This window comes from Fictibacillus solisalsi, assembly GCF_900103485.1.
Lineage (GTDB): Bacteria > Bacillota > Bacilli > Bacillales > Fictibacillaceae > Fictibacillus_C > Fictibacillus_C solisalsi.
The window spans coordinates 845,648-861,463 of sequence record NZ_FNHW01000001.1 but is presented as its reverse complement, the minus strand read 5'-3'; the positions used below and the strand labels follow the sequence as shown (position 1 = coordinate 861,463).

The following is a 15,816-nucleotide window of genomic DNA, read 5'->3' as shown; positions in this document are numbered from 1 at the left end:
TCTTTTTCCCGGAATTACACCGCTCGCAAATCTCCTTTTACGGGTGCTTGTTCCGGCTTTTGATGCTTTCTTTTATAATTCACATGACAGGATATATTGACGAGAATCCCCATGGAAATTAACAGCAATACTAGAGATGAACCACCATATGAAATAAACGGCAGCGGGACACCGGTTACCGGGAGCAGGCCGATGGCAGCCCCCAGGTTTACAGTCGCCTGAATGCCCACCATTCCCGAGATGCCAAACGCAAGCAGACTGCCGTAGGTATCCCTGCTGCGTAAACCAGTAATAAACCCTTTGATCACAACAAAGGCGATTAATCCAATAACAATTGCCACACCCCAAAAGCCGAGTTCTTCCGCAATGACAGCAATAATAAAGTCAGTTTGCGGTTCAGGTAAAAACCCGTACTTTTGAATACTTTGTCCGAGTCCTGTGCCTGAAATTCCGCCATGGCCAATTGCGAGATATGAGTTTACAAGCTGAAATCCTTTTCCTTCAGGATCTGTAAAAGGCGCATAGGCAGCAGTAAACCTCGATTTTTGTTCATCTGTCAAAACCTGTGATCCCAGAGCGATAATCAGAACTGCCGAAACGATCAACAACAGCTTGTGAACGGGCTTCATTCCAGAACTTAGGATAATAACTCCTGTTGTAGCCGCTATGATCATACCGGTCCCCAGGTCAGGCTGCTTCATAATCAGTATAAAAATAACCCCGAATATACTGATGGGCGGAGCACTCGCTGCAAAATTTTCGAGCTTGTCCTTTTTCTTTGAAAAAATCGCTGCCAGATAAATCGTCAGCCCGAGTTTGACAAATTCCGAAGGCTGGAATCCAATGCTCCCGATATATATCCAGCTCTGTGCATTGTTTGTTGTACGGCCAATAAAAAGAACAGCTACCAATAGCGCGATTGACCCAAAAACGATAGGAATGATCATTTTTTTATATAGCTGGTAGGGAATGATCATTGCGACCAAGAAGCAAAACAAACCAGCAACGAGAAAGACAAGCTGCCGTATAAAAAAGAAGTTGCTTTCATAGCCAAACCGGTTAATCGACACAATAATACTTGCACTGTACACCATGACAAGCCCGATTGCACACAACAGCAAAATAGCAATGACGAGTGAATAGTCATAGTGGCGAAACATTTTCTTTAACATGCGCTTACATCCTTTATGTAGTCTTTTCCCTAACAGTTTTCGTACCTGCTCTACGCTTTTCCACTGTATGATGAAGTTAAAAATAGTTTAACACATATTGCAGCCTCAAAATAAAAAAACTCAAACCATTCGCCGACGGTTTGAGTCATTTATTATTTCCGCATGGATGCTTCATGCAAAGCGGTTAGCTGGCGTTCGAGTGATTCTAGCAAACCTTTTCCATCTTCTTCATCCACCAGGTTCAGCCTTACTGCAAAATCAATCTCCCGGGAGAGTCCGAACATCTGGGTATCCAGCACTTCCTCATAGAGGGGACATTGAGGCATTGTCAGGTTTTCCATCTGCACTTCGATTAATTTCAGAATCTTCGCTGCATCCGCCTGTAACAGTTCAAATGCCTTTTCACGATGTCCTGTTGCCATCTCAGGTGACAATATAATCCCTCCGTTCTACTCTGGCTTTCTACTCTTTAATATAGCGCGACACAGGCAAAAAATCAACAAATTACCGTATTATGCTTATTCATGTTAGAATGAATATGCATATAACATTACTATACAACATATAGGAGCTTGGTACTATGGATTTTGTTCTGGAAATGACGGGAAACGTAAAATACAAACTTGCCATTGATCCGGGTGTTTTTATTTTCGATGAGAGAAAGTTTGACCTGACCACTTATTTTGACCGCGATGAAGATCTGGAAACCGAAGAGGAAAAATATTTAAAAGCAGTATCCTCCCATTGGGACAGAGAATTGATAGAAGGCTCTGCACCTCCAGAAAAGAAAAACAAACCCAATAAATCGTTAAAAGAAACGATTTCAACCGGTACATTTGCCATTGCCCTGTCCCATTTTATTAAAAATGCCGAACCTGATGCCAATGCTACTGTCCTTGAAGTGCAGTCAGATGATGAAAATGTGGAACTGCCGTTGGAAGAGGGCATGAAGGCTATATTGGGATTCTCTCTAGAAGGAAAACCGCTAAGAGAAGACGGACCGGTCCATTTTTATTATGGAGATGGAAGAAACAAGGATAACCCAATAAAAAATATCCGTAAATTTATTATTAAATAAACCTGATGCACCTGCATCAGGTTTATTTAATATCCGGATTAAAGTAAATCGGCTGCCAGCTGCGCCAGGCTGGATCGTTCACCCTTTTCGAGTCTTACATGACCGCTAATGCTTTGGTCTTTGAATTTTTCAACTACATACGTAAGTCCGTTTGTAAACTCATCCAAATATGGATGATCAATTTGCTTTGGATCTCCCAACAGGATGACTTTGCTTCCTTCACCCACTCTTGTCAGGATGGTCTTCACCTCATGCTTGGTCAGATTTTGCGCTTCATCGATGATGATAAATTGATCTGGAAGGCTTCTGCCTCGTATATAGGTTAACGCTTCGACGTGAATGGAGCCGATTCCAGCCAATATTTTTTCAAGCTCTCCCTGTTTCTTCGCATTAAACAAATACTCCAGATTATCGTAGATAGGCTGCATCCACGGCTTCAGCTTCTCATCCTTTTCTCCCGGGAGATATCCAATATCTTTCCCTACAGGAACGATTGGCCTTGCAATAAACAGTTTAATATAATTCTTCAGGTCTTCGGTTTGAAGCAAGCCCGCTGCCAGTGTTAAGAGTGTTTTCCCCGTTCCCGCCTTACCGATCAGCGTCACCAGGTGCACATCTTTTCTCAAAAGCAATTCAATCGCCATCTTTTGCTGGACATTTCGCGGCTTGATCCCCCATACTGAATCCCCGTCAAACAGAAGGGGTTTGATTTTCTTGCCATTATCCTCCACCCTTGCCAGGGCTGAAACTGAGCTTCTGTACAGATCTTTCATAATCAGAAACTGGTGAGGATAGAAGGAATGATTGGCAATTTCGATCGTAGCCAGTTCATGCTTTTCGTAGAATTTATCGAGCACTTCGCTTGCTACATAAATTTCTTTGTACCCAAGGTACGTTTGTTCATCCCTGTCCACCACTCGATCACTTAAAAAATCTTCCGCCTGAATGCCGAGGGCGTCAGCTTTTACTCTTACAAGAACATCTTTACTGACCAGAATAACCTCTTTCCCATTTTCCTTTCCTTTTTCTTCAACTGCCAAGTTCAGCGTAACAGCAAGGATCCGGTTATCATTTGTATGTTCTGAGAAGGTTTCCTGAAGTCTCTGGAACGATTTATGATTCAGTTCCACGCGCAACGTACCGCCATTCTCCAGCGGAACATTTTCATGAAGCTTCCCCTTAATTCTTAACTTGTCGATCAGCCTTGATACTTCACGTGCGTTTCTTCCGATTTCATCCATGTATCTTTTTTTCGAATCCACTTCCTCTAGTACAATTGCCGGGATTACCACTTCGTGATTGCCAAATGAAAATATAGAATGGGGATCCTGTAAAAGAACGTTAGTATCAAGGACATATATTTTATCCAATCCACACAGCCTCCTGACATTATTGGTTAAGAATGGGCAGTGTTAAATAAAAAAAGGAAAGGTAATGCGTATTGCAGGGCCGGGGGCAGCATGGGCCCTCCCGGACGGACTATAATCTAATGTATGAACACAGCAATAAAGTTAGAAGAAATCAAGGGAAATTACAGAAAAAAGAACCGATAGCATTTAAAACTCTTGTTTTCGGACCATTCAGAGAATGATTGGTGCGTAGCGCCCATTATTTGCTATAATAATGACAGCACCAAAAAATAGAGGTGATTTAATTATGCGTGTAAAATGTGTATTGTGTGATACGATTCAATCCATTGAAGATCAATCCTCACTCGCCAAGCGGCTGAGAAACCGGCCGATCCATACCTTTATGTGTGAAAAGTGCCAAGAACGGATTACTGATAAAACCAATAAAAGAATAGCGACCGGAAATTTTCTTTTGTACCGGACACCTGCCAAAGAAAATGAATGGTAAATCAGTTGACGCCGGCCTGTGGGCTGGCTTTTTTTCTGGCTGTGTGTTGGGCCTTTTTCTTCTGGGTGTACAACTGTTAACGGGTATACGTGTTTACACTCTTCTCACCAATATTGATTTCCTTCCATTCCTTCTTCCGGCTTTCTCTTCAGAATGGTCCCAGTTTTTAGTGCATTTGCTTGTCTCATGTGTGATAGGGGTAATCGCCCTTTTTCTCGGCTGCGGCCTTGCATGGGGAGCCCTTCCGGTTGCCTTTTCGATCAGCCTGTTCGCTGCCTTTTTATACTTTCCCCTGACTCTTGTTTCGGTCACCACCACACCTGCTGTGAATGACTGGGCGGCCATCCTGTTCTGGTTTTCGGGGCATGTGCTGTATGCCGTCGTTTTGGGACGTCTGATTCAAAAGAAAAAAACGCCGTGACATGGATCGTTTTCCATAATCAGGGCGTTTTTCTTTTAATTATATTTTGGTTCTGCTTCAATGGATTCCCATAAAGCATTAATGTAGTCACGGGGGAATGATTTTTTGTAGTGGGTGGTTTCAATCATGTATCCCACTTCATAGTTCTCTTCCTGCAAATGAACGGAAAGGATTGACACATGGTGATCTTCACGCAAAATCTCGTCAAAAAACTGAAGGGTATCTTTTGCAGCTTGATCTTCTGGTCGATGCTCCGCTACTTTTTTGATACTCAGCCAGTTGTAAAGCGCGTCCTGCAAGGTCATAATTTTTCTCCTTAAAGGTTTTCGGCTTTATTGCGTTTGCTTTGATGCAGACGGATTTTATAAATGATAAGCACAGCTGCTGCACATAGCAGCCCTTCGGCTACCGGAAGTCCGATTCCAAAAAACGTGAGCGGAAAACATCCAAGCACCAACAGAACATATATAACTGCTGACTTCAATGGAGGAAGCTTTTTGGCAAATCCGAGCTTATAGACTAGAATTGTCAACAGTGTGATCACCAAATAAAGCAAAAAGAATCCTGCAACTGGATGTTCATTAATTCCTAAAAGAAGAGCGATGGGGGAAGAATCTTCACCCGTCGCAGACATGACTTTTTTATCATTCATCACTTACACCCCACCCGAAACATCATTAATTTTGATTGGCTAGTTTGTTCTTCTTGGCCATTCGTTCACGCTCATTTTTATCAAGGATTTTTTTACGAAGACGGATGCTCTCCGGTGTTACCTCACAGTATTCATCTTCGTTCAGATATTCCAATGATTCTTCAAGGGACATAACACGCGGTTTTTTCATGCTTACAGTTTGGTCTTTGTTAGCGGAACGCATGTTTGTCATTTGCTTCACTTTCGTAATGTTAACTGTAATATCATTTTCACGAGTATGCTCTCCGACGACCATTCCTTCATAAACTTCAGTTCCTGGTTCAACGAAGATCGTTCCGCGGTCCTCTACGTTAAGAATACCGTACTGGCTGGCTTTACCGTGTTCCATTGATACAAGAACACCTTGTCTGCGTCCTCCGACCTGTCCCTGGTGAATGGGCTGGTAGCTGTCGAATGTATGGTTCAGGATTCCATATCCACGGGTTTGGGAGAGGAACTCAGTTGAATAACCAATCAATCCACGAGCTGGAACCATAAATTCAAGTCTTACTTGACCAGATCCGTTGTTGATCATATTTAACATTTCACCTTTTCGGGCACCAAGGGATTCCATAACCGCTCCGGTGTATTCTTCAGGCACATCAATTTGTACACGTTCTACCGGTTCAGACTGAACGCCATCAATCATTCGTACGATAACTTCCGGCTTTGAAACTTGAAGTTCGTAGCCTTCTCGTCTCATGTTTTCAATCAGGATGGAAAGATGCAATTCACCACGTCCTGAGACAATCCATGCATCCGGGGAATCTGTGTTATCCACTCGTAAAGATACATCTGTTTCCAGCTGGGAACGAAGACGTTCTTCAATTTTTCGAGCTGTTACATATTTCCCTTCACGTCCAGCAAATGGGGAGTTGTTTACTAAGAAGGTCATTTTCAACGTAGGCTCATCAATGCGAAGAACCGGAAGTGCTTCCTCCTGGCCTTCAGGACAAACCGTTTCGCCGACATTGATTTCTTCCATTCCGGAAACAGCGACAAGGTCTCCCGCTTTAGCTTCCTGAATTTCAACGCGCTTTAGCCCCAAGAAACCAAATATTTTGGTTACACGGAATTTTTTCAGTGACCCATCAAGCTTCATAAGTGATACCGACTGGCCGACATGCATGGTTCCTCTGAATACACGGCCGATTCCAATACGACCAAGGTAGTCATTATAATCCAGCAGTGCGACTTGGAATTGAAGCGGTTCAGCACTGTTATCAACTGGAGAAGGGATATTCTCAATGATGGAATCAAAGAGAGCTTTCATGTTTTCATCCTGCTGACCAGGGTCATTGCTTGCGGTACCGTTAATGGCTGAAGCATATACAACCGGGAACTCCAGCTGGTCTTCATCAGCACCTAATTCGATAAACAAGTCGATCACTTCATCAACCACTTCTTCAGGACGTGCGAAATCACGGTCAATTTTATTTACGACCACAATAGGAGTAAGTTTTTGCTCAAGCGCTTTTTTCAAAACAAAGCGGGTTTGCGGCATGCATCCTTCATAGGCATCAACCACCAAAAGGACACCATCCACCATTTTCATGATACGTTCAACTTCTCCACCGAAATCGGCGTGTCCTGGTGTATCCATAATGTTAATACGTGTACCTTCATAATTGATGGCTGTATTTTTAGCAAGGATGGTAATCCCACGTTCTTTCTCAAGGTCATTGGAGTCCATAGCCCGTTCATTTACATGTTCATTCGAACGGAATGTTCCTGACTGATGAAGCATTTGGTCCACGAGTGTTGTTTTCCCATGGTCAACGTGCGCGATAATCGCGATGTTCTTAATGTCTGTTCTTAAATCCAAAGTAATCTCTCCTTAAAGATCCTATCTTTTTATTTATAAAATTCCCAGTGCCAGTCTGGATATTTTTTCTCAATTTGGTTATTGGTTTTCAACTTTACTATTATACCACAAAGTACAACAATCTTTTTCTTTTTTGAAAAATTAGTTACACTATACATATAATGCGGAGGATTGGAGGGTTTATCATGAAAGTTGAAAATATCATTTTTTTAGTGATCGCCGTATTAACGACGTTCAGTATTGCACTTCTCGGTGTGGCAATAGGACAAAACAGCTGGCTCATCGCCATTATAGCTATAGTCGCTGTCTTCTTCCTTATGGGCTTTGGCTTTTCTTTGAAAAAAAAGTTCAGAGAAAGAAACAACGCTTAAGCCGGAGAAACTGTTTTAGCGAACTTAATATATTCTTTTCCGCTTTCATCTTTTTCCAGACCTATTTGCTCAAAACCGTTCCTGTTTAAAAATAGAATCCAGTCCTGGTTTAAGACAGGTGCGGAAGAAAAAAGAACAGAACTTAGGGTTTCCACTTTTCTGCAGCATTCAGCCAGGATTTCCCGGGCGTGACCCTGGTTTCTCTTTTCAGGGTCAACAAGAAGGGTACCAAGCCACGGCTTTCCATTAGAAGGAGCAGCGTATACAAGATACGTTGCTCCTATTTTTTCTCCGTTTAAACCCCAGATCAGCCATTCCCCACCCGTCTGATCATACGTTTTCATATAGGTTTCAAGCTCATATTCACTTTCGTTACCTGTCAGCCCTTCTTCCTTCAGCCAGCGAGGAGAAGAGAGAATCATTTTCTTAAAAAAAGGAAGATCTTCTTTGACAAGCGGCCTACTGTCCATTTGTACTTGTTCCTGGTGAAATGAGACCAAGAATTTCCTGATGCAAGGAAGGCTTTGCTGCGAAAATGCTTGTTTTATCGAGCACATTGACTGCCTTCCCATTTACATCGGAGATCATCCCGCCTGCTTCTTTAATTAAAATATAGCCAGCAGCAAAATCCCATGGCGACAGTCTCAATGTCACATATGCATCCAGGCGTCCGCATGCCACATATGCAAGCTCAATGGCTGCAGTTCCATACGATCGTGTTCCACGTGATTTTCTGACCAATGGCAAGAGGAGCTGATGATCAATTTTCGGGTTTGGGGTAATCCATGTCGCATTCAGGCCAATCACCGACTTATCAAGTGTGGTTTCTTCCAGCCGCGGCAATTTTTCTTCATTGAGATACAGCCCTTCCCCCGCCTTGCAGTGAAACAGCTCATTGCGAACGACATCATATATGAACGCCAGCTTTTCTTCTCCGTCATGAAACACGCCGACCGAAATGGCAAAGTTCAATTGTTGGTGAACAAAGTTTGTTGTACCGTCAATCGGGTCAATAATCCAAACTGTGCCGTCGAGGTTTTTAACCTTGTCCCCATAACCCTCTTCACCTAAAATTTCATGATCCGGGTATTTATTTTTTATTTTATCAATAAAAAACTGTTCAATCCCCTTATCCATATCCGTCACAAGATCCGCAGCATGTGATTTGTATGTAATGTTTAATTCGCTTGAAAACGAACGCTTAATGACTTCACCAGCCTCAAACACCCAGCTTTTTGCCGTTTCATAAAGTTCTGTCAGCTTTGCGCTATCCATTTTTATATCCACTCCTTGTCTCGTGTTTCCTTTACTATATGTTACCACTACTTGCCCCCAACATAACCAAACAATGCTTATTGAAAAAAGAAGGCTGCCCCCACACCAAAAAAAACGACCCTGCATAAGATCAGGTTCGTTTTTTCACCCTGTGTCAGTTGTGATCATGCCTCTAGTCTCACTAGCTCTTGACGTAATTTCTCCAGCTTGCGCTTCGACTCATTGATTTGTTTTGTGTTTTTATTTTGCAGCGCATCGAAAAGGGTGGACAATTCATAGTCGATTTCAAGTTTTAATACAGGGATTCTGCGTTCTGCATCCGTTCGTTTTAAGGTTTGAATGACTTGTTTCATACACTTTCCACATCCTTTCTTTCTTTTGTGAGAATACTAAATATTCTGATTTTGGATATTGTCTTCTATCTTATGATTCACTTTGGCTTAATGCAACCTTATTCTCTTTTTAAAATAAAATTATATAAAAGTAGCATATATTGCGAACTGTGGTAAACTACTAACCTGAATGACAATTACGTTTTTTTAGCAGGAGGAAAGACAATGCAATTTGATGGATTTAATGAGAAAGATTTTTCTGTATTTGCCATTGATGGCCTAGAGGCGAGAATGGAGAAACTGATCGAACGGGTCAGACCGAAATTGGAGGAGCTGGGAAAACACTTTGCTGCGGAACTTTCATCATCCACTGGAGAAGAAATGTTTTATCATGTGGCTAAACATGCCCGCAGAACCGTCAATCCTCCCAATGATACGTGGGTGGCCTTCTCAAGCAGCAACCGCGGCTACAAAAAGCTTCCTCATTTCCAGATCGGGCTTTTTGAAACCCATATTTTCATCTGGTTTGCTGTCATTTATGAATCTCCCGTAAAAAAGGAATTTGCAGCGTTATTAAAAAAAGAGATGGATTCAATAAATAAGAATATCCCTGATAACTTTGTCTGGTCACAAGATCACATGAAGCCAGATGCCTTTTCACACCTTGATGTGAAAAACGGCAAACTTTCTGATTTTATTAATTCCTTGGCTAATGTAAAAAAAGCTGAACTTCTGTGTGGAATACATATTCCAAAAGAGGAAGCTATACGGATGGACGGTGACACGTTTATCCATAAAGCGGATTCTGTTTTCCAGACCCTTATGCCTCTGTATCAGCTGAAAAAGAAAATATATTCCCAAGAAGGTTGATTTGGCAAGAGGGGGAGAAGGTTTCTCCTCTTCTTACCACCATTATATTGTTGGCTAAAAAAAATGTTTGGGTAGATTGTTTTTTATTTTTCCAGTCCAACCTTTGCCCATTTACTGCGTATATCGATTGCCTCACCTATTATTCTGTCCATCAGTTCCTTCACTGAAGGAACATCATGAATTCTTCCCATTACCTGGCCGGCCCACCCAAATCCTTCATCTGCTTTTCCTTCATAGATATAACTTTTATTCCGCTCCCCACTAATCAGGTCCTTCAAATCTTCATATGCAGCACCCTCTTCCTCACGTGTGAGAATGAGGTTGGTCCAGCTGTTGGCGACAGCCCTTCCAGGCGCCCCCAGTTTTCGTTTTATGACGGCCGTATCCGTTTCATGGCCGTTAACAAGTGCCTCTTTATAAGATGGATGGGCGTGCTCACATTCCTTTGTGGCAATAAACCTAGTACCCATTTCAATGCCTTCCGCTCCAAGGGCCAACGCTGCCATCAAACCTCTGCCATCCCCTATTCCGCCTGATGCAATAACCGGAATCGACACCGCATCGACAATCTGCGGTATGAGGACCATGGTTCCGATATCGTCTCTGCCAATATGCCCCCCACCTTCCTGACCGACTGCCATAACTGCGTCCGCACCAAGCTGTTCTGCTTTAACAGCCTGCCTGACTGAGGCCACAAGAACTAGTTTTTTAACGGATATTCCTTCTAGCATCCGAAAAATTCCCGCAGGGTTTCCGCCTGTCATACTGATGACCGGGACGCTTTCTTCAACTGCAGCTTCCACCATATGCCCGTAGGGGCGGCCATGCTGACCGATGGCAAAATTCACCCCGAAAGGAAACGGCGTCATTTCTTTTGTTTTTCTGATTTCTTCTTTTAAATGAGCAGGAGTATCAAGTGACATGGCGGTGATTTGTCCTAGGCCCCCGGCATTGGACACGGCGGAAGCAAGCCTAGAATATGCAAGGTAGGCCAAGCCTCCTTGTATAATGGGATATCGTGTGCCCAGCATTTCCGTGATTTTCGTATTCATCCTCTTTTTCTCCCCTATCCATCTTTTTTGGTTTTCTTTGCATACAAAACTGTTAGAATCTGATATACTGTCTTTTGTTTTACTATGTACGAATAAAATGTATTAAGTTCATTATAGATGAGGTGTCTGAATTGTCACAACACGAAACTCCTTTATTTACCGGCCTGAAAGAACATGCCAAACGTAACCCTTACCAATTCCATATTCCCGGTCATAAAAAAGGCCAGGGAATGGATCCTGAATTCAGGGATTTTATCGGTGAAAACGCATTATCCATTGATTTGATCAATATTGCACCACTTGATGATCTTCACCAGCCTAAAGGAATGATTAAGCAGGCGCAGGATCTTGCTGCCCAGGCATTCGGAGCGGATCATACGTTTTTTTCTGTCCAGGGGACAAGCGGCGCCATTATGACAATGATTATGTCCGTTGTTTCGCCGGGAGATAAAATTATCGTCCCGCGCAATGTGCATAAATCCATCATGACAGCGATCGTTTTTTCAGGAGCCACTCCTGTTTTCATTCATCCTGAAATTGACAGGGATTTAGGAATCTCTCACGGTATAACTCCTCAGAGTGTGAAAAAGGCGCTTGAGCAAAACCCCGATGCCAAAGCAGTTCTTGTCATCAATCCAACGTATTATGGCATTTCAGCCAACCTAAGCGAGATTGTGGACATTGCCCATAGCTATCATGTTCCTGTTCTCGTGGATGAAGCTCATGGTGTACTCATTCATTTCCACGATAAAATGCCTCTGTCAGCCATGCAGGCTGGAGCAGACATGGCCGCGACCTCTGTTCACAAGTTAGGCGGTTCATTGACCGGAAGTTCAATACTGAATATAAAAGAAGGGCTTATTTCGGCAAAACGCGTGCAAACCATACTAAGTATGCTAACCACCACGTCCACTTCTTATATTCTGCTGGCATCACTCGATACAGCCCGTAAACGTCTTGCTACCGAAGGTTACAGCATTATTGAGAAAACCATTAAATTGGCTAATGAGGCAAGAGAGAAAATCAATCAGATTCCCCTCCTATACTGCGTGGGAGAAGAAATACTGGGAAAGGAAGCAACCTATGACCTTGATCCAACAAAACTGCTGATTTCAGTAAAAGATCTTGGCATCACAGGTTACGATGCAGAAGTGTGGCTCCGCGAGGAACATAACATCGAAGTAGAACTTTCCGATCTGTATAATATCCTTTGTTTGATAACAACCGCAGACCACGAAAGAAATATCATGGTCCTTATTCAGGCATTAAAGGAAATGGCTGAACACTTCGGGAAAATTCCTGGCGGTAAGCCGGTTCAGCCACTGCCGGTCCACGTTCCCGATATCCCGGTTCTTGCCTTGTCACCGCGCGATGCCTTTTATGCTGATACGGAAAGTATTCCATTTGAAGAATCCGCTGGAAGAATCATCGCTGAGTTCCTGATGGTGTATCCTCCTGGTATTCCGATTTTCATTCCGGGCGAAATTATCACCCAAGAGAACCTGAATTATGTTAAAGAAACGATTGAGGCCGGTCTCCCTGTACAAGGGCCCGAAGATCCGGAATTAAAAATGATCAAAGTCATTAAAGAGCATATCGCGATTCGCTAAGTACAAACGCCCGGATAAACATCCGGGTGTTTTTCGGTAGTAAAGGACCCGGCTTCTCGTAAGCCGGGTCCTTTATCTTTCTTATTTTTCTTCGTTTGTATTTGAGCAGTTCGGGCATTTATTGGAATATAGTTTCGTTACTTTTTCGTCTTCAAAATGTTCGATAGTGTTATCACATGTTTGGCAAATGATTTCTCCCATCACAAAACATCTCCTTTTCATGTAAGCGCTGTTATTCTTAAATCCATATTATTATGTCACATTAATTTTGTCAACCCTTAATTAGTGTGACACATTCATTAATTAGGATAATTAATCGTATTGTTCTGAAGCAGGTATGTGGGGAACCGACTCTTCAAAAAATAAGGACAGATCTTTTGCTTCTTTTAAAGAATGAATTTGGAATACCCGTTGCAAGTATTCATAATTTTGCAAGTCATTGGCATCTAAAAGTGCAGAACGCCCTGTCTGCATACAGATGACCAGCGGCTTTCCGAAAAACATATTCGTGTGAACAATTCCAAAATCATACCGAACATCTTCCGTTGTAAAACCAACGAATCTGACTCCCACATTCTCTTGTTCATCGTATAGCTTTTCAAAAATTTCCACAGTAACCCCTCCTTTAAATTCATTCGTAAAGCGGGCTGCTATGCTTGCAATATATCACAACTATATTCGCTGAAATGTGTTTTATAACATCTTCCAATTTATATCTTTTTCCCCTCTGTCTCCACTCATAAACCCGTATTGTCAAAATATTTAAAATAATGATAAACTTAATAGGGATTTACTATGCTGATTAATGAAGAATTTACAGGAAGGCGGGGATTTACATTGCAGGAAAATGCTTATATTAAATTAGTACCGGCTTCAAAGTACCAAACCATTACGATCGAGGAAGTTAAAGATCTTTTCCGCTATTACAAAGACATTACTTGTAAAACCGGATCCCAGCTGGGTTGGCAATACGGGGAATCCGCTTTTCCCTATACCATTGAAGAGAAAAGCCATGCAAAAGGCCAATGGTTTTATTTAAGCAGTCCGGAAAAAGAACGGTTTAAATACATTATGGTTGGAGTAGATCAGGACCCGGAAAATGATTCATCTGCTTCGTACATACAAATCACTCTTCCTGAAGGGTTTACCCATGGAGATAAAGGGAAAGCAAATGAATTCTGCAAGTTCCTCGCCAAGCATCTGGATGCTGAACTACATTTATTTAATGGGAGAATTATGTATTACTATAAAAGAAAATAATAAACGCCTTGTAAAAGCTATAGTCTCCCACAAAGCAAAACTCATCCGGGTAATGAACAGGATGTAGTATCTGCCATTCTGCCCTGTTCAGGAGGTCTGAAGTTCTGCAGACGAGTGCCTTTGTATTAATAGATGATGTACTAATTTGTATAATACTGAGTGAAAACCTCGCCCAAATATGGCAAGCAGAGCAAAAGTGCAAATGACAACATTGATATTTTAGTAGCAAGAAACAAAAAGGAAGAACATATTGTACTCTTTAGCGCTGAAGATGTGGATTCACACACACGTTCAGATAATAAATAAGAGAAGTACAAAAACATGAAAAATAAAATCACTTCAAAAAATGACCTATCGTGTTGAGACAGTTCAATAACTGTAAAATAACCTGCCCATAAGAGGACATGAAGCAAAGACAGTTTACTAAAGGTTTTCATAGACATCCCCCCTATCCACTTTATGCTTCATAGCTGCATTCAACCCATAAAACAGGATAAAAAGCGGCTCCTGGATACCCTGGACCGCTTTTTTTATGAAACAAACAAAAAACCTTCCCAAGCGGGAAGGTTTTTTCTATAAGAACTTTTATTTAACAATATGAATTGGAGAACCAAGAGCAACTTCCGCTGCTTCCATGGAAATCTCACCGAATGTTGGGTGAGCATGAATGGTCATTGCAATGTCTTCTGCTGTCATTCCAGCTTCAATCGCAAGTCCAAGTTCAGCGATCATATCGGAGGCGTTACCACCTGCGATTTGTGCACCAAGAAGCAATCCATCTTCAGCACGAGTGATCAGTTTCATGAAGCCATCAGTTTCGTTCATGGAAAGAGCACGTCCGTTTGCAGCAAATGGGAACTTGGAAGCTTTTACTTCAAATCCAGCTTCTTTTGCGCTTTTTTCATCATAGCCGACGGTAGCCAATTCAGGATCTGTAAATACTACAGCCGGAATGGCGAGATAGTCGATTTCAGAAGGATGGCCACTGATCGCCTCAGCCGCAATCTTACCTTCATAAGAAGCTTTATGAGCAAGAGCAGGTCCTTCAACGATATCACCAATTGCATAAATGCCTTTAACATTTGTTTGGCATTGCTTATCGATCTTGATTAATCCACGCTCAGTCATTTCAATGCCTACTTGTTCAAGGCCAAGTTCTTCTGTGTTTGGACGGCGTCCTACAGTAACCAATACATAATCTGCTTCAAAGGTTTTTGTTTCACCTTTGATTTCAGCTGTTACTGTAACTCCATCTTTTGTTTCTTCAACGCCTTTGGCAAGAGCTTGTGTAAACACTTCTACATTGCCTTTTTTCTTCAGACGTTTTGATACCACTTGGCTCATTTGTTTTTCGAAGCCAGGAAGGATTTGTTTGCTTCCTTCAAGCACCGTAATTTCCGTGCCAAAGTTTGCAAAAGCAGTTCCGAGCTCCATACCGATGTATCCACCGCCGATAACTACCATCTTTTTAGGAACTTCCTGAAGAGCAAGTGCTCCTGTTGATGAAATGACACGGTCACTCCATTTGAATCCAGGAATTTCGATCGGACGAGAACCTGTTGCAATGATGCAATTTTTGAAAGTATATGTTTGAGATGATTTTTCATCCATGATGCGTACAGTGTTTTCATTAACGAAATAAGCTTCCCCGCGAATGATTTCCGCTTTATTTCCTTTAAGTAAACCTTGAACTCCGGAAGTCAACTTTTTCACAATACCGGATTTCCATTCTTGAACCTTGCCAAAATCAACAGTTACATTCTCTGCTGAAATTCCCATGTCATCGGAATGCTTGGCATGTTCTACACGGTGTCCAGCATTGATCAAAGCTTTTGAAGGAATACATCCAACGTTCAAGCATACGCCGCCCATTTCACCTTTTTCTGCAACAGCAACCTTTTGGCCAAGCTGTGCAGCACGGATCGCAGCCACATATCCCCCAGGGCCGGAACCAATTACGAGTGTGTCTAATTCAATCGGAAAATCACCTACAACCATTTCT

General features: G+C 42.2%; 20 protein-coding genes. 7 read left to right on the top strand and 13 right to left on the bottom strand.

The annotated features are described in order from the left end of the window. Positions 1 to 14: 14 nt before the first annotated feature. Both ftsW and BLT53_RS04520 read right to left on the bottom strand, forming a co-directional pair. Positions 15 to 1,172, bottom strand: coding sequence for a putative lipid II flippase FtsW (ftsW, locus tag BLT53_RS04525; RefSeq protein ID WP_090233103.1), 1,158 nt, complete (start codon positions 1,170 to 1,172; stop codon positions 15 to 17). Between the two features lie 152 nt (positions 1,173 to 1,324). Continuing rightward, a complete protein-coding gene (locus BLT53_RS04520) occupies positions 1,325 to 1,606 on the bottom strand; it encodes an Fpa/YlaN family protein (protein WP_061969177.1) in 282 nt (93 codons plus the stop codon). 146 nt (positions 1,607 to 1,752) lie between these two features. Between BLT53_RS04520 and BLT53_RS04515 the strand changes: the two genes are divergently transcribed. Beyond that, entirely contained in the window at positions 1,753 to 2,250 is a 498-nt protein-coding gene (locus BLT53_RS04515) for a molybdopterin-binding protein (RefSeq protein WP_090233102.1), read from the top strand. A 38-nt stretch (positions 2,251 to 2,288) separates the two neighbouring features. Here BLT53_RS04515 and BLT53_RS04510 read toward each other — a convergent pair whose 3' ends face one another. Next, entirely contained in the window at positions 2,289 to 3,620 is a 1,332-nt protein-coding gene (locus BLT53_RS04510) for a PhoH family protein (RefSeq protein ID WP_090233101.1), read from the bottom strand. Between the two features lie 286 nt (positions 3,621 to 3,906). On the opposite strand from BLT53_RS04510, the gene BLT53_RS04505 reads away from it, so the two are divergent. Both BLT53_RS04505 and BLT53_RS04500 read left to right on the top strand, forming a co-directional pair. Next, entirely contained in the window at positions 3,907 to 4,107 is a 201-nt protein-coding gene (locus tag BLT53_RS04505; RefSeq protein ID WP_090233099.1) for a YlaI family protein, read from the top strand. Then, complete coding sequence (locus BLT53_RS04500; RefSeq protein WP_090233098.1) at positions 4,097 to 4,528, top strand: hypothetical protein; 432 nt, start codon at positions 4,097 to 4,099, stop codon at positions 4,526 to 4,528. Before BLT53_RS04505 ends, BLT53_RS04500 begins: the two co-directional genes overlap by 11 nt. A 35-nt stretch (positions 4,529 to 4,563) precedes the next feature. Here the strand turns inward: BLT53_RS04500 and BLT53_RS04495 are convergent, their stop codons facing one another. From BLT53_RS04495 to typA, 3 genes are read right to left on the bottom strand one after another with little or no spacing between them, the layout of a single operon-like run. After that, entirely contained in the window at positions 4,564 to 4,833 is a 270-nt protein-coding gene (locus BLT53_RS04495; RefSeq protein WP_170834235.1) for a hypothetical protein, read from the bottom strand. An 11-nt stretch (positions 4,834 to 4,844) separates the two neighbouring features. Beyond that, complete coding sequence (locus BLT53_RS04490; RefSeq protein WP_244520462.1) at positions 4,845 to 5,162, bottom strand: YlaH-like family protein; 318 nt, start codon at positions 5,160 to 5,162, stop codon at positions 4,845 to 4,847. A gap of 43 nt (positions 5,163 to 5,205) precedes the next feature. After that, the gene (typA, locus tag BLT53_RS04485; RefSeq protein ID WP_090233094.1) at positions 5,206 to 7,044 is read right to left on the bottom strand and encodes a translational GTPase TypA; all 1,839 of its coding nucleotides are present in this window, start codon (positions 7,042 to 7,044) and stop codon (positions 5,206 to 5,208) included. A gap of 185 nt (positions 7,045 to 7,229) precedes the next feature. Between typA and BLT53_RS04480 the strand changes: the two genes are divergently transcribed. After that, entirely contained in the window at positions 7,230 to 7,415 is a 186-nt protein-coding gene (locus BLT53_RS04480) for a DUF5325 family protein (protein ID WP_090233092.1), read from the top strand. Here the strand turns inward: BLT53_RS04480 and BLT53_RS04475 are convergent. The 3 genes from BLT53_RS04475 to BLT53_RS04465 all read right to left on the bottom strand — a co-directional run bounded on the left by BLT53_RS04475 (position 7,412) and on the right by BLT53_RS04465 (position 9,043). Continuing rightward, the gene (locus BLT53_RS04475; RefSeq protein ID WP_090233091.1) at positions 7,412 to 7,885 is read right to left on the bottom strand and encodes a GNAT family N-acetyltransferase; all 474 of its coding nucleotides are present in this window, start codon (positions 7,883 to 7,885) and stop codon (positions 7,412 to 7,414) included. The two genes, BLT53_RS04480 and BLT53_RS04475, sit on opposite strands and share 4 nt — an antisense overlap. After that, on the bottom strand, positions 7,875 to 8,690 hold the full coding sequence (locus tag BLT53_RS04470) for an inositol monophosphatase family protein (protein WP_090233089.1): 816 nt from the start codon (positions 8,688 to 8,690) through the stop codon (positions 7,875 to 7,877). Before BLT53_RS04470 ends, BLT53_RS04475 begins: the two co-directional genes overlap by 11 nt. Before the next feature lie 164 nt (positions 8,691 to 8,854). Beyond that, on the bottom strand, positions 8,855 to 9,043 hold the full coding sequence (locus BLT53_RS04465) for a hypothetical protein (RefSeq protein ID WP_061969159.1): 189 nt from the start codon (positions 9,041 to 9,043) through the stop codon (positions 8,855 to 8,857). A 204-nt stretch (positions 9,044 to 9,247) separates the two neighbouring features. Between BLT53_RS04465 and BLT53_RS04460 the strand changes: the two genes are divergently transcribed. After that, the gene (locus tag BLT53_RS04460) at positions 9,248 to 9,892 is read left to right on the top strand and encodes a YktB family protein (RefSeq protein ID WP_090233088.1); all 645 of its coding nucleotides are present in this window, start codon (positions 9,248 to 9,250) and stop codon (positions 9,890 to 9,892) included. An 83-nt stretch (positions 9,893 to 9,975) separates the two neighbouring features. Here BLT53_RS04460 and BLT53_RS04455 read toward each other — a convergent pair whose 3' ends face one another. Continuing rightward, positions 9,976 to 10,962 (bottom strand): NAD(P)H-dependent flavin oxidoreductase, encoded by a 987-nt coding sequence (locus BLT53_RS04455; RefSeq protein WP_280138819.1) that lies wholly within the window; start codon positions 10,960 to 10,962, stop codon positions 9,976 to 9,978. A gap of 113 nt (positions 10,963 to 11,075) precedes the next feature. Between BLT53_RS04455 and BLT53_RS04450 the strand changes: the two genes are divergently transcribed. Continuing rightward, positions 11,076 to 12,554: an aminotransferase class I/II-fold pyridoxal phosphate-dependent enzyme gene (locus BLT53_RS04450; RefSeq protein WP_090233085.1), complete on the top strand. Its 1,479-nt coding sequence runs from the start codon at positions 11,076 to 11,078 to the stop codon at positions 12,552 to 12,554. Between the two features lie 81 nt (positions 12,555 to 12,635). Here BLT53_RS04450 and BLT53_RS04445 read toward each other — a convergent pair whose 3' ends face one another. Together BLT53_RS04445 and BLT53_RS04440 are read right to left on the bottom strand one after the other, a co-directional pair. Continuing rightward, positions 12,636 to 12,755, bottom strand: coding sequence for a GapA-binding peptide SR1P (locus tag BLT53_RS04445; protein WP_090233083.1), 120 nt, complete (start codon positions 12,753 to 12,755; stop codon positions 12,636 to 12,638). A 111-nt stretch (positions 12,756 to 12,866) separates the two neighbouring features. Beyond that, positions 12,867 to 13,166 (bottom strand): DUF3055 domain-containing protein, encoded by a 300-nt coding sequence (locus BLT53_RS04440; protein WP_090233082.1) that lies wholly within the window; start codon positions 13,164 to 13,166, stop codon positions 12,867 to 12,869. Positions 13,167 to 13,391: 225 nt separating this feature from the next. Between BLT53_RS04440 and BLT53_RS04435 the strand changes: the two genes are divergently transcribed. Next, positions 13,392 to 13,814 (top strand): DUF1885 family protein, encoded by a 423-nt coding sequence (locus BLT53_RS04435; RefSeq protein WP_170834393.1) that lies wholly within the window; start codon positions 13,392 to 13,394, stop codon positions 13,812 to 13,814. Positions 13,815 to 14,399: 585 nt separating this feature from the next. On the opposite strand, the gene lpdA is transcribed toward BLT53_RS04435, so the two are convergent. After that, positions 14,400 to 15,812, bottom strand: coding sequence for a dihydrolipoyl dehydrogenase (gene lpdA / locus BLT53_RS04430; RefSeq protein ID WP_090233079.1), 1,413 nt, complete (start codon positions 15,810 to 15,812; stop codon positions 14,400 to 14,402). Positions 15,813 to 15,816 lie beyond the last annotated feature (4 nt).